The organism is Variovorax boronicumulans (assembly GCF_029892485.1).
Taxonomy (GTDB): domain Bacteria; phylum Pseudomonadota; class Gammaproteobacteria; order Burkholderiales; family Burkholderiaceae_C; genus Variovorax; species Variovorax boronicumulans_B.
The window spans coordinates 69,298-82,400 of the sequence record NZ_JARXVG010000008.1; the positions used below are offsets into that span (position 1 = coordinate 69,298).

General features: G+C 67.1%; 15 protein-coding genes. 3 read left to right on the top strand and 12 right to left on the bottom strand.

The genetic code is table 11. The annotated features are described in order from the left end of the window. Positions 1-173 precede the first annotated feature (173 nt). Together alr and M2282_RS19220 are read left to right on the top strand one after the other, a co-directional pair. Positions 174-1,289, top strand: a complete 1,116-nt coding sequence (gene alr, locus M2282_RS19215; RefSeq protein WP_280810373.1) for an alanine racemase — start codon at positions 174-176, stop codon at positions 1,287-1,289. After that, positions 1,286-2,017: a hypothetical protein gene (locus M2282_RS19220; RefSeq protein ID WP_280810374.1), complete on the top strand. Its 732-nt coding sequence runs from the start codon at positions 1,286-1,288 to the stop codon at positions 2,015-2,017. The genes alr and M2282_RS19220 overlap by 4 nt, the downstream gene beginning before the upstream one ends. Here the strand turns inward: M2282_RS19220 and M2282_RS19225 are convergent. Then, on the bottom strand, positions 1,971-2,945 hold the full coding sequence (locus M2282_RS19225) for a LysR family transcriptional regulator (RefSeq protein WP_280810375.1): 975 nt from the start codon (positions 2,943-2,945) through the stop codon (positions 1,971-1,973). The two genes, M2282_RS19220 and M2282_RS19225, sit on opposite strands and share 47 nt — an antisense overlap. Before the next feature lie 93 nt (positions 2,946-3,038). Here M2282_RS19225 and M2282_RS19230 point away from each other — a divergent pair, with 93 nt between their 5' ends. Further along, on the top strand, positions 3,039-3,971 hold the full coding sequence (locus tag M2282_RS19230; RefSeq protein WP_280810376.1) for a DMT family transporter: 933 nt from the start codon (positions 3,039-3,041) through the stop codon (positions 3,969-3,971). A 28-nt stretch (positions 3,972-3,999) separates the two neighbouring features. Here M2282_RS19230 and M2282_RS19235 read toward each other — a convergent pair whose 3' ends face one another. From M2282_RS19235 to hpaE, 11 genes are all read right to left on the bottom strand, one after another. After that, the gene (locus M2282_RS19235; RefSeq protein ID WP_280810377.1) at positions 4,000-4,977 is read right to left on the bottom strand and encodes a 2-dehydropantoate 2-reductase; all 978 of its coding nucleotides are present in this window, start codon (positions 4,975-4,977) and stop codon (positions 4,000-4,002) included. Between the two features lie 13 nt (positions 4,978-4,990). Next, positions 4,991-5,779 carry a class II aldolase/adducin family protein gene (locus M2282_RS19240; RefSeq protein ID WP_280810378.1) on the bottom strand — a complete coding sequence of 263 codons (789 nt, stop codon included), beginning with the start codon at positions 5,777-5,779 and terminating at the stop codon, positions 4,991-4,993. Between the two features lie 18 nt (positions 5,780-5,797). Beyond that, on the bottom strand, positions 5,798-6,787 hold the full coding sequence (locus M2282_RS19245; protein ID WP_280810379.1) for a Bug family tripartite tricarboxylate transporter substrate binding protein: 990 nt from the start codon (positions 6,785-6,787) through the stop codon (positions 5,798-5,800). A 127-nt stretch (positions 6,788-6,914) separates the two neighbouring features. After that, positions 6,915-7,382, bottom strand: coding sequence for a nuclear transport factor 2 family protein (locus M2282_RS19250; RefSeq protein ID WP_280810380.1), 468 nt, complete (start codon positions 7,380-7,382; stop codon positions 6,915-6,917). 25 nt (positions 7,383-7,407) lie between these two features. Then, a complete protein-coding gene (gene hpaI / locus M2282_RS19255; protein ID WP_280810381.1) occupies positions 7,408-8,238 on the bottom strand; it encodes a 4-hydroxy-2-oxoheptanedioate aldolase in 831 nt (276 codons plus the stop codon). Positions 8,239-8,251: 13 nt separating this feature from the next. Continuing rightward, a complete protein-coding gene (gene hpaH / locus M2282_RS19260; protein ID WP_280810382.1) occupies positions 8,252-9,055 on the bottom strand; it encodes a 2-oxo-hept-4-ene-1,7-dioate hydratase in 804 nt (267 codons plus the stop codon). Positions 9,056-9,071: 16 nt separating this feature from the next. Then, on the bottom strand, positions 9,072-9,479 hold the full coding sequence (locus tag M2282_RS19265) for a 5-carboxymethyl-2-hydroxymuconate Delta-isomerase (RefSeq protein ID WP_280810383.1): 408 nt from the start codon (positions 9,477-9,479) through the stop codon (positions 9,072-9,074). Positions 9,480-9,493: 14 nt separating this feature from the next. Then, positions 9,494-10,321: an extradiol ring-cleavage dioxygenase gene (locus tag M2282_RS19270; protein ID WP_280810384.1), complete on the bottom strand. Its 828-nt coding sequence runs from the start codon at positions 10,319-10,321 to the stop codon at positions 9,494-9,496. After that, positions 10,318-10,653, bottom strand: coding sequence for an aromatic ring-opening dioxygenase subunit LigA (locus M2282_RS19275; RefSeq protein ID WP_280810385.1), 336 nt, complete (start codon positions 10,651-10,653; stop codon positions 10,318-10,320). The genes M2282_RS19270 and M2282_RS19275 overlap by 4 nt, the downstream gene beginning before the upstream one ends. A 3-nt stretch (positions 10,654-10,656) precedes the next feature. Next, the gene (locus M2282_RS19280) at positions 10,657-11,640 is read right to left on the bottom strand and encodes a tripartite tricarboxylate transporter substrate binding protein (RefSeq protein WP_280810386.1); all 984 of its coding nucleotides are present in this window, start codon (positions 11,638-11,640) and stop codon (positions 10,657-10,659) included. After that, positions 11,637-13,103, bottom strand: coding sequence for a 5-carboxymethyl-2-hydroxymuconate semialdehyde dehydrogenase (gene hpaE / locus M2282_RS19285; protein ID WP_280810387.1), 1,467 nt, complete (start codon positions 13,101-13,103; stop codon positions 11,637-11,639). The genes M2282_RS19280 and hpaE overlap by 4 nt, the downstream gene beginning before the upstream one ends.

Consider the following 13,103-nt stretch of genomic DNA (forward strand, 5'->3'; position numbering starts at 1 on the left):
GGGGTCTGCTGGCGGTAGTGAAAAAGTGTCGCGTCCGGTGCGAATGGGCGGTTATAGCATGGGGGTACGACGCAGAAATGGGCATCCCTTCCGGATTCGACCCCATTCCCGGAAATGCTAAAACGTGGTCTGCGTTTCCTCCAAGCCCGCTCGAAGCCTGCCCGAAGCCCCTCATGCCGCGCCCCATTCTCGCCACCGTCCATACACCCGCCCTCCGCAACAACCTCGAGCGGGTCCGCCGTTCGGCCCTCGACGCCCGCGTCTGGGCGGTGGTCAAGGCCAATGCCTATGGCCATGGCATCGAGCGGGTCTATGAGGGCCTGCGCGGCGCCGACGGTTTTGCGCTGCTCGACCTGGCCGAAGCGGAACGCGTGCGCGCCCTGGGCTGGCGCGGTCCGGTGCTGCTGCTCGAAGGCGTGTTCGATGCGCGCGACCTGGAGCTGTGCTCGCGCCTGGACCTGTGGCACACCGTGCATTGCGACGAGCAGATCGACATGCTCGCAGCGCACAAGACCCTCAAGCCCCAGCGTGTTTTCCTCAAGATGAACTCGGGCATGAACCGCCTGGGCTTCACGCCCGAGCGCTTCGGTTCGGCCTGGACGCGCCTGAATGCGCTCACCCAGGTCGACGAGATTTCGCTGATGACGCACTTCAGCGACGCCGACGGCCCCCGCGGCATCGCGCACCAGCTCGAAGCCTTCGAGCGCGTGACGCGCGACCTGCCGGGCGAGCGCTCCATCGCCAACAGCGCCGCCACCCTGCGTCACGCGGACCAGACCCGCGGCGACTGGGTGCGTCCCGGCATCGTGCTGTACGGCAGCGCGCCCGACTTTCCGGCGAACGACGCGGCGCACTGGCAACTGCAGCCCACGATGACGCTGTCGACGCAGCTGCTCTCGGTGCAGACGCTCAAGGCCGGCGACACCATCGGCTACGGCTCCAACTTCACGGCCGAAGGGCCGCTCACCATCGGCGTGGCCGCGGTGGGCTATGCCGATGGCTATCCGCGCCACTGCAACACCGGCACGCCGGTGCTGGTGAACGGCGTGCGCACCCGCATGGTGGGCCGCGTGAGCATGGACATGATCACCGTCGACCTCACGCCCGTGCCCGACGCGAAATTCGGTGCCGAGGTCACGCTGTGGGGCCGCTCCACCGTGACCGGCACGGTGCTTCCCATCGACGAGGTCGCGCAGGCCGCCGGCACCGTCGGCTACGAACTCATGTGCGCCGTGGCGCAGCGCGTGCCTTTCGCCCCCGCCGAGACCGACCCCGAAACCCGGCAATGAAGGTTCTTTCCAACTGGCGCTCGATGCGCCTTTGGGAAACGCAGATCGAACGCGACCTGCACCGCAACCACAGCCTGCGCACGCACGGCATTCTGATCGGCAGCTTCATGCTGCTGCTGATGTGGGGCGTCTCGGCGCTGCAGATGCACCTGCTGCATGTGGACTCGCTGGCGGTGCGCTACTTCCTCACGCTGGGCGTGGGCTACCTCGGCTACCTGCTGGTGCTGCGCTGGTGGGCCCGGCGGCTGGTGGAGAAGGGCGTCGGCGCGAACCTCGATGTGGGCGCGGGCGACATGGTCGATGCAGGTGAATTCGCCCTGGACGTCGCCAGCAGCGCAAGCAGCGCCGGCGATGCCGTCGACGTGGCCGGCAGCGCGCTGGAACTGGCGGGCGCCTCCGACGAAGGCGCGATCATCGTCGTGCCGGTGGTCGCCATCTTCCTGATCTGCGTGGCGGTGCTGTTCGGCGCGGGCTCGCTGGTGCTGCTCTATTTCAGCTGGGACGCGCTGCTGGCCGTGGCCATCGAGGTGGCGTTCTCGTACGTGTCGGCGCGCGCCGCGGTGCGCGTGGCGCGCGAAGGCTGGCTGGTGGCCGCAGTCCGGCTGACCTGGAAGCCGCTGCTGGGCGCGCTGATCTCCGCCGTGATCCTCGGCGCGCTGCTCGACCACTTCATGCCGCAGGTCAATTCGTTGCCCGAGGCGGTGCGCGTCTTGCTGAAGACGCACTGAGGTTCTTGTCGCGCCCCTCGGCCAGCGCATCGAGCAGGTGGTCGATGAGCACCCGGCACTTGGGCACGGTGAAGCGGCTGGGCGGATAAAGAATCCACGCGTGCCCGCGGTAGTTGCCCTGGAACTCCCAGTCGGGCAGCACCCGCACGATGCCGCCGCTCGCGAGCGCTTCCTGCGCCATGAAGGCCGGCAGGCATGCCACGCCCAGCCCCGCAAGCGCGGCCTCCAGCCGCACCTCGCTGTGGTTCGAGACATAGCGCCCTCGCACCACGGCAATGGCTTCTTCCGCATCGCCCTGCCGGAAGCGCCAGTGGTTGTCGCGCTCATGCTCGCCCAGCGACAGGCAACTGTGCGCGACCAGGTCGCGCGGATGTTCGATGACCTCGCTTTGCGCCAGGTAACGCGGCGAGGCGCAGAGGATGTGCGCGACGGGCATCAGCTGCCGTGCCACCAATCCCTCGGGCGGCTCCGTCGTCAGGCGCACCACGAGGTCGACGCCTTCGCGGATCGGATCGATGTCGCGGTCCTGCACGATGAGCTGCACATCGACCTCGGGATAGCGCCGAAGAAAGTCGAGGATGTGCGGATGCAGCACGCGCCGCGCAAACGCCTTCGGTGCGCTGATGCGCACCAGCCCGTTGGGCTTCTTCGAGAACCGCTGCGCGATGTCCATGGTGCCCTGCGCCGCGGCGACCAGTTCCCGGCAGCGAGCAAAGGCTTCGACGCCCGGCTCGGTCAGCCGCAACTGGCGCGTCGTGCGCTGCAGCAGCTGTACACCGATTTCCTTCTCGAGCCGCTTGACCTGCCGGCTCGCGGCCGACGGCGTCATGCCCAGCAGGTCGGCCGCGGCGGAAAAACTCCCGAGCTCGGCGACCCTCAGGAAGGTCACCATCTCTGGAAGCACTTTGAGAAATGAATTCGTTCCCACGGCGCAAGGGTCCTGTTCCGGCCGATGGCTGTTCGGCCTGTGTGATGCCCTGAACAATTCTTCCTTTGTTGTTCAGGGACGGCGGCCGACAGTATGGATTCAAAGCAAGTGCAGGGTGCCGCGCCGGACGCATGGGGTGCGAGGAAGTGGGCCGGCATCGGCGCTGCCGAAGTCATGCTGCTGCTGGTGGCGGCCGTGTGGGGCGGCAGCTACGCGGTTGCCAAGCAGGCGACGCAGCAGTTGCCGGTGATGGAGTTCATCGCGCTGCGCTTCGGATTGACGTTCGTGGTGCTGCTGCCAGCGCTCAAGCCGCTGTTCAACGCGCAGTGGCGCCAGGGGCTCGCAGTGGGCGGGCTGCTCGGCGCCAACCTGCTGGCGATCTTCGTCTGCGAGACCTTCGGCGTGTCGCTCACCACGGCGAGCAACGCCGCGTTCCTGATCAGCCTGTGCGTGGCGCTCACGCCGTTCGTCGAATGGTGGCTGCTGGGGCAGCGGCCGGCACAGCGCATGTTCTGGGCGGCGGGCCTGTCGGCGGTGGGCGCCGCGATGCTGTCGGCCACCTCGCCCGCGGACATTGCCGTGGGCTGGGGCGACGCGCTGATGGTGCTCGCGGCGTTCCTGCGCGCCGTCATGGTGTGCATGACACGGCGGCTCGCCTGGCGGCATTCGATGCCGGCACTGACGCTGACGGCCGTGCAGTCGGGCGTGATGGCACTGGGGGCGATGGCGATGTCGCTCGCCACTTCGAACGGCGCCTGGCACATGCCGCCTGCCACGGCGTCGTTCTGGTGGGGCATGGCGTACCTCGTGCTGCTGTGCACGGTGTTCGCCTTCTTCGCGCAGAACCACGCGGCCTCGCGCTCGAGCCCGAGCCGGGTGTCGCTGCTGATGGGAAGCGAGCCGGTGTTCGGCGCGCTGATCGCGGGGTACGGATTCGGGGAAACGGTCGGGGCCTGGGGTTGGGCCGGCGGGTTGCTGATCGTGGCTGCGGCGTGGTGGGTGACCTGGCCGTCGAAACGCGTGTGAGCCGTGGCGCCCGCCCCGCGACGGGCGCTCAGTACAGCCCGAGCTGCCGCGTCCTCAACCGCGCCAGTCCCAGCAGCGCATCGGTGAACGGCGTGGCCACGCCCGTCAGCTCACCCAGCTCCCGCACCACCGTCACCAACGCATCGAGCTCCACCGAGCGCCCGGCCTCCACGTCCTGCAGCATCGAGGTCTTGAATGCGCCCAGCTTCTTCGTCACCTCGTGCCGGTCTTCGGGGCTCTGCGTGATCTCTATGCCGATGCGGCGGCCGATCTCCTTGGCCTCCAGCATCACGGCCGAGATGAACCCGCGTACATAGTCGTCGCCCATGATCAGGTCGGTGGTGGCACCGGTCAGTGCACTGATCGGGTTCACCGTCATGTTGCCCCAGAGCTTGAACCACACGTCCTTCTGGATCTGCGGCGACAGCGTGGTGTTGATGCCTGCGCGGTTCAACAGCTCGACCAGTGCCTGCACGCGCGGCGTCGCTTCGCCCGAAGGCTCGCCCACGATCAGCCCGTTGCCGAAGTGATGGCGCACCACCCCCGGCCCGTCGAGCGAGCAGCTCGCATGCACCACGCAGCCGATCACGTTGCGGGCCGGAATGGCACGGGCGATCGCGCCCTCGGGGTCCACCGCGGCCAGCCGGTGGCCCGTGATCTCGCCGCCGAAGCCGCCTTCGAGAAACCACCACGGCACGCCGTTCATCGCAACCAGCACGATGGTGTCGCGCCCGATCAGCGGCCCGATGCGTTCGGCCACCGCGGCCAGCGCGGGCGCCTTCACGGCGATCACCACCAGGTCCTGCACGCCGAGCGCTTCGGGGTCGGCCACCGCGTTGACCGGCACGCGCGTGCGCACGTCGCCGCGCATCAGCGAGAGGCCGTCCTGCTGCAGCGCTTCGAGCGTGGCGCCACGCGCGACCACATTGAGCCGTTCGCCGGCCTGCGCGAGGCCGGCACCGATCCAGCCGCCGATCGCGCCGGCGCCGTAAATACAAATCTTCATGGGAGAGGCTGCCTCAGTTTCTGTAGCTCGGGTCGATGCGGTCCACCTGCCGCACCAGCGCATTGAACACGTCCTGCCCGGCGCCGTGCGCGGGGCTGAACTGCAGCGCATCGCGCGTGCAGCGCTGCGCGATCTCCTCGCTCACCGGAATGGCCGCACCCATCGAGAAAGTGGCCATCTGGATCTCGCAGGCGCGCTGCAGGGTCCACAGGATGGCGAAGGTCTGCGGCAGCGTCTGGCCCCAGGCCAGGAGGCCGTGATTGCGCAGGATCACCGCGTTGCGGCTGCCGATGCTCTTGAGGAGGCGCGGGCCTTCGTCGGCATGGATCGTGATGCCCTCGAAGTCGTGGTACGCCACCATGCCGTGCAGCTGGGCGGTATAGAAATTGGTCTGCTGCAGGCCGCCCTGCAGGCATGCCACGGCCACGCCGGCCGTGGTGTGGGTGTGCATCACGCAGTGCGCGCCGGGCAGGCCGTCGTGGATGGCGGCGTGCACCGTGAAGCCGGCCGGGTTCACCGGGTACGAGGAACCATCGAGCACCTTGCCGTGCAGGTCGATCTTCACGAGGTTGCTGGCCGTCACCTCGCTGTAGTGCAGGCCGAAGGGGTTGATGAGGAACTGCTTCTCGCCACCGGTCACGCTGTCGGGAAGCCGCACCGTGATGTGGTTGTAGATCATCTCGACCCAGCCCAGCATCGCGAAAACGCGATAGCAGGCCGCGAGCTCTTCGCGCGCGGCGCGCTCGTCGGGGTGGATCGAGGGATGGACCAGCGCCGAGGGCGTGGGGGCGAGTGTGTTCATTGCAGTTCCTTCATGTGGTTAACCCTCCGCGGTGAAGCCGACCTCTTTGACGATCGGCGCCCACTTGGCGGTGTCTTTCTTGAGCAGCTCGGTCAGCTCCGCGGGCGTGGAAGACATGGCATCCAGCCCGAAGGTGCCGAGACCATCGATCACGTCTTTCTGTGCGAGCGTGTTCTTCATTGCGGTGTTCAGGCGCGTCACCAGCTCAGGCGATGCCTTGGCCGGAAGGAAGAAGGCGAACCATTCGCTGTGCGCCATGTTCTTGATGCCCTGTTCGCCGAAGGTCGGCACATCGGGTGCGAAGCGGCTGCGCTTGGCACCCGAGACGCCCAGGATGCGCACCTTGCCCGATTGCAGATGCTGCGTGATGTCGCCGATGGGGCCCGACACCGCCGAGATGTTGCTCCCCAGCAGGTCGAGCATGGCCGGCTGCGTGCCGCGGTAGGCTGCGTGCTTGAGGTCGACGCCGGCCTGCATGCCCAGCAGTGCGCCGATGAAATGCGGCGTGGAGCCCGCGGCCGGCGAGCCGTAGTTGGCGCCGGCCGGATTGGCCTTGGCCCAGGCCAGGAACTCGGGCACGCTCTTCACGCTGGCCGGCACGGCCGGGCCGACGGCAAAGCCGAAGTCGAAGATGCAGCCGATGCTGACGGGGGTGATGTCCACCATCGGGTCGTACGGCAGCTTCTTGTAGATGTGCGGGTAGATCGTGAGGATCGAGGTCGGCGTCTGCAGGATGGTGGTGCCATCGGCCGGGCGCCCCTTCACGTAGGTGACCGCGATCTGTCCGCCCGCGCCGGTGCGGTTCTCGACCACCACCGCCTTCGCGTATTCGGGGCTGAGCTTCTGCGCCACGCGGCGGCAGATGGTGTCCGACGTGCCGCCGGCTGCGAAGCCGGTGACGATGGTCGCGGTCTCGATGCCGGCCTGCGCAAAGGCCTGTTGGCCGATGCCGGCGAGCAGCGCCGAGGCGCCGGTGGTCTGAAGGATCTGGCGGCGTGTGAAGCTCATGAGGGTCTCTCTCCGGGGTGGTTGTTCGTGAGCGCGTATTTTTCCAGCAAGGCACGGGAGAAGACCCCCGCGTTTACCTCACGTCTGGAGGCCACCACAGGTTTTCCCGGAGCCGGCCGTTTGGTCATCAGAACATTCCGTTCTTGTTGGCGGCGGTTTCGGGCACGGGTTGCACCACGTCCCAGTGCTCGACGATCTTGCCGTTCTCGAGCTTGAAGATGTCCACGATGGCGCTGCCGCGCGTGCCTGGCTCGCGCACTGCGTTCACATGCAGGATCACGTAGTCGCCGTCGACGAAGGAGCGCTTGATCTCGCTGCGCGAATTGGGAAATTTCTCGCGCAGGAAGGCGATGAACTTGCGAAAGCCCTCGGGGCCGTCGGCCGCCGTGGGGTTGTGCTGCACATAGCGGTTGCCCACGTACTGCAGGGCGGCGTCCGCGTCCTTCTGGTTCAGGCCCTTTTCGTAGAAGGCCAGCACGGTCTGGCGATTGGTCTCCTGCTGAGCGGTGGTGCTCGGGCTGCCGCCCGGTTGCGCGCAGGCTGCGAGGAAGAGGGTGGCCGTCGCGAGTGCGGCGGCCAGGATCATGCGTTTCATCTGGAGCTCCCGGTGTGAAAGGATTTCAGTAGCCGTTGGGCGTGACGGCAGGCGTGGCGCCCGCGGCGTTCTTGTATTTCGCTGCCAGCTGCTTCGCCGCGGCTGTGAGCACGATGGTGTCCACGCCCACGGCCACGAACAGCGCGCCGGCCGCGAGCCACTTGCGCGCCTGCTCCTCGGTGGTCGAGAGAATGCCCGGCGCCTTGCCGGCTTTCAGGATGCGCGCGATGGCGTCGGCGATCACCGCCTGCACTTCGGGGTGGTTGGGTTGGCCCACGAAGCCCATCGATGCCGACAGGTCCGCCGGCCCGATGAACACGCCGTCCACGCCCGGCGTGGCCGCGATCGCGTCCAGGTTCTTCATCGCCTCGACCGTCTCGGCCTGCACCAGCAGGCAGGTCTGCGCGTTGGCTTCGTGCAGGTACTGCGGATAGGCCTGCCAGCGCGAGGCGCGCGCCAGCGCACTGCCCATGCCGCGGATGCCCTCGGGCGGATAGCGCATGCCCTGCACCATGCGCGCGGCCTGCTCGGCGGTATCGACCATGGGCACCAGCAGCGTCTGCGCGCCGATGTCCAGGTACTGCTTGATCAGCGTGGTATCGCCCGTCGGGATGCGCACGACCGGGTGCGAACGCTCCGCTTCGGGCTGCGCCGACCACGCGCTGGAGATGCCCTGCAGTTGCCCGAGCACCGAGCGCACGTCGTTGGGTGCGTGTTCGCCGTCGACCAGCAGCCAGTCGTAGCCGCAGCCGGCGAGGATCTCGGCGACGTAGCCGTCCGCGAGCCCGACCCACAGGCCGATCTTTGGCTGGCCGGCCTGCATGGCTTGCTTGAAGGTGTTGATGGGGGTTTGCATGAGCGTCTTTCTTTCAGACAAGGCGGAATGAGATGGCACCGAGCGGGCCGTAGTCGGCGTGGAAGGTGTCGCCGGGCAACGCAGTGGTCGGGCGCGTGAACGAGCCGGCCAGCACCACTTCACCGGCCGCAAGATGCTCGTCCCACGGTGCGAGCTTGTTTGCAAGCCACGCCACGCCGGTGGCCGGGTGGTTGAGCACGCCCGCGGCCACGCCCGTCTCCTCGATCACGCCGTTCTTGTAGAGCAGGGCGCTCACCCAGCGCAGATCGACCGCATCGGGCTTCACCGGCCGGCCGCCCATCACGATGCCGGCATTGGCCGCGTTGTCGGAGATGGTGTCGAACACCTTGCGCGGTGACTTGGTGTGGCGGTCGAACTGCTCGATGCGCGCGTCGATGATCTCGATGGCGGGCACCACGTAGTCGGTGGCGGCGAGCACGTCGAAGAGAGTCACGTTCGGGCCCTGAAGCTTCTTGCCGAGGATGAAGGCCAGCTCCACCTCGATGCGCGGCGCGATGAAGCGCGTGAAGGGAATGTCGCCGCCCTGCTCGAAGAACATGTCGTCCAGCAGCGTGCCGTAGTCGGGCTCGTCGATCTGGCTGGACTGCTGCATCGCGCGCGAGGTGAGGCCGATCTTGTGGCCCTTCACCGTGCGGCCTTCGGCGATCTTCTTCTTCACCCACTCGCGCGAGATGGCGTAGCCGTCTTCGACGGTCATCTCCGGAAAGCGCTTGGAAAAGTGCTCGACCTGCACGCGCGATTTCTCGCTCTCGTGAAGTTCCGCGGCCAGTTGGGCAATGACGGATGGGGAAAGCATGGCGGCTCGTTTCTTCTTATGGCTTGTTGAACAGGGGATGCAGGTTGCTGTGCTTGCCGTCGTACACCTGCCCGGGGCTCTCGTCGATCTGCAGCGTGATGCCGATGTGGCGCTGGTCGAAGATCGGCGCGAAATGCGCGCGCACGTCGGCCAGCAGCTCGTCGCCGGCCTTCTTCTTCACCGCTTCGGAGCGCCCTGCGGCCATGCGGATGTTGAGGTACACGAAGGCGTAGTCGGCCTTGCCGTCGGCCACCGCGCAGTGCGCGGCCGGGTAGGCCAGCACGCGCGTGCCGCCGATGGGGAACACGGGTTTGTCCGCCTCGTCGCGTTGCTTCAGCATCGTGTCGGCCAGCGTGCGGCACAGGGCCGACATGTCGGTCTCGGCTTCGATGTTGGGGGTGTACAGGATCACCAGGTGCGGCATGCGTGTTCTTTCGTTCAGGCCACCGACATGACGGCAGCCGTGCAGGTCACCGCGAAAATCGGGATGGCCTTCATGTGGAAGATCTCGCCCTTGCCGCGCGCGGCCGCGGCCACGCTCAGGAAGGTGCGGATTTCGAAGCCGCCCTGGCCGGCTTCGCGGTAGGTGGCCTCGTCGCTGTAGGCGTCCAGCGAGAGCAGCGCCTCGCGGTCGTTGGCGCACCAGCGGCGCATGAACTCGGCGTCCCACTCGGCATTCACCTTGCCCGAATCGGGCGTGGCCGGCCAGTGCGAGATGCCGCCCGTGCCCACCAGTGCAATGCGCTCGGGCGCCTTGTCGCAGGCACGCCGAAGCGCTTCGCCGAAGGCCCAGGCGCGGTGCAGTGGCGTGAGCGGCGGGCCCTGGCAGTTGATGTTCACGGGGATCACCTTGGTGTCGAAGTTCGGCGTGAGGAAGTGCAGCGGCACCATGATGCCGTGGTCGAACTTCCATTCTTCCGCGTAGGCCACATCGACCGTCTGCATCACTTCGCGAATCAGACGCTGCGAGAGCGCGGCATCGCCCGGGATGGTGTGCTTCTCGATGCCGAGCCACTTCGGGTCCTCGATCGGGCCTTCGTAGCTGTCGGCCATGCCGATGGCATAGGCCGGCATGTTGCTCATGAAGAAGTTGGCGAAGTGCTCGGCGGCGATGACGATGACCGCATCGGGCTTCGTTGCGCGCATCGCCTCGCCGAAGCGGTGGAACTGCGCGTGGAACTCGTCCTTCACCGCCGGGTCGGCGAGATGCGCTCGGCCGGTGATGCCAGGGGCGTGGCTGCATACGCCTGCGAATACGAGACTCATACGCCTGCCACCTTTTCGTTTGTTCCGGTTGTCATTGCGTAGATGCCTGCGCGGACTGGGCCGTACTTGCGCACGCCCTCGCGCATCGCTTCGAGATAGTCGGCCCATGCGATGCCGAGCAGCGGCGCAAAGTGCATCAGCAACTGGCCGTTGCAGCCCAGCACATAGAGCTTGCCGATGTCGCCGGTGGCGATGGCTTCGCGCTCTTCGTCGTTGAAGTCATAGGCCGAGAGAAGGGCCGAACGCGCGTCGCCGCCTTCGGCATAGCGCCGCTGCACGCCCGCATCGCGGTTGAGCGCGAAGAGGAATTTCTGCATCGCATAGAGGCTCATCGTTCAGCCCTCGATCTGGATGTTGGCTTTGCGGATCACGTCGCCGTACTTCGCGATCTCGCTCTGGATGAAGGCCGCGAAGCGCTCGGGCGTGCCCGACAGCGACGCGATGCCGCCCTTGCGGAAGCTTTCGGTCACAGCGGGGCTCGCGAGCGCGCGGTTCACCTCGTCGTTCACGCGCAGCACGATGGCATCGGGCGTGCCGGCGGGTGCCAGCAGGCCGTTCCACGAATTGGACTCGATGGCCACGCCCTGTTCTGCCAGTGTGGGTATGGCCGGCGCGTACTGCGAGCGCTGCGCGGTCGCGATGCCGAGCGCGACCAGCTTGCCGCTCTGGATGTGGCCGCGGAACTCGGGCCAGTTGCCGAACATCATCGTCACCTGGCCGCCGAGCAGGTCGGTGAGCGCGGGCCCTTGGCCTTTGTAGGGCACGTGCACGATGTCCAGGCCCATCTGCAGCTTGAGCATCTCGCCCGACAGGTGCGCCGAGGTGCCGTTGCCGAAGGAGGCGAAGCTCAGCGTGCCGGGTTTGGCCTTGGCCTGGTTGCGCAGGTCGGCCAGCGTCTTCAGGCCGCTCGATGGATGCGTGGCGAGCACGTGCTCCGACATGCCCATGAGCGCGACCGGGCGCAGGTCTTTCTGTGTTTCGTAAGGCAGCTTGCGCACCAGCGTCTGGTTGGCGGTGAAGCTGTTGGCGACACAGACGAAGCTGTAGCCATCGGGCGCCGACTTGGCGACCGAATCGACGCCGATCACCGTGCCCGCGCCGGGCTTGTTCTCGACGATCACGGCCTGCTCCAGCGTCTTGCCGAGTTCGACCGCCACGAGCCGCGCGACGAAGTCGGTGGTGCCGCCGGGCGGGAAGGGCACGACGATGCGCACCGGTTTGTTGGGCCAGTCGCCGCGTGCATGTGCGAACGGTGCAAGCGATGGCAGTGCCGCGAATGCGGCAACGCCCTGCAGCAGCGTGCGGCGGCTTGGGCTCACGCCACGCCCCAATGCGGAATGTGGTGCGAGCCCATCGACACCGCGATGTTCTTCGGCTCGCAGAACACTTCATAACTCCAGGTGCCGCCTTCGCGGCCCGTGCCCGAGGCCTTGGTGCCGCCGAAGGGCTGGCGCAAGTCCCGCACGTTCTGGCTGTTGACGAAGCACATGCCGGCTTCCACGGCGGCGGCCACGCGGTGGGCCTTGCCGATGTTCTCGGTCCACACGTAGCTCGAGAGGCCGTACTGGATGTCGTTGGCGAGTTCGATGGCGTGAGCTTCGTCCTTGAACGGAATCAGGCAGGCGACCGGGCCGAAGATTTCTTCCTGCGCGATCTTCATGCGGTTGTCGACGTCGGCGAAGACGGTCGGCATGACGTAGTTGCCCTTCTTCACGCGGTCCGGCAGGTTCGATGGCGCATCGAGCCCGCCGCACAGCAGCGTCGCGCCTTCCTTCGGCCCGAGCTCGATGTAGCTGCGCACCTTGGCCAGGTGCGCCTGCGAAATCATCGGGCCGACGATGGTCTTCTCGTCGAGCGGGTCGCCCACGGTGATGCGCTTCGCCCGCTCGGCGAATTTCGCGGCGAAGTCGGCGTAGATCGACTGCTGCACCAGGATGCGCGAGCCCGCCGTGCAGCGCTCGCCGTTGTTGCTGAAGATCATGAACACGGCCGCGTCGAGCGCACGGTCGAGGTCGGCGTCTTCGAAGATCACGAAGGGGCTCTTGCCCCCCAGCTCCATGCTGAACTTCTTGAGGCCGGCGCTCTTCACGATGCGGTTGCCGGTGGCGGTGGAGCCGGTGAATGAAATCGCGCGCACGTCGGGGTGTGCCACCAATGGCTCGCCGGCTTCCTTGCCGTAGCCATGCACCAGGTTCAGCACGCCGGGCGGAATGCCGGCTTCAAGCACGAGTTCGCCCAGGCGCGCAGCCGTGAGCGGCGAGAGCTCGCTCATCTTCAGCACGGCGGTGTTGCCGAATGCGAGGCAGGGCGCGACCTTCCAGGTGGCCGTCATGAAGGGCACGTTCCACGGGCTGATGAGCGCGCACACGCCCACCGGATGGAACAGCGTGTAGTTCAGGTGCGTGGGCGTGGGGTAGGTGTGGCCGTCCACCCGCGTGCACATCTCGGCGAAGTAGTAGAAGTTGTCGGCCGCGCGCGGAATCAGTTGCTTGCCCGTTTGCGCGATGACCTGGCCGCAGTCGTTGGTCTCGGTCTGCGCGATCTCTGGAACGTGCGCGGCGATCAGGTCGCCGAGCTTGCGGATGAGCTTGGCGCGTTCCGGCGCGGGCATGCCGGCCCATTTCGGAAAGGCTTCCTTGGCGGCGGCGACGGCCGCGTTCACCTCGGCTTCGCCGCCGGAGGCGACCTCGGCCAGCACCTCCTGCGTGGCGGGGTTGACGGTTTCGAAGTAGTCCTTGCCGGTGACGGACTTGCCGCCGATGAGGTGGTTGATCTGTTGCAT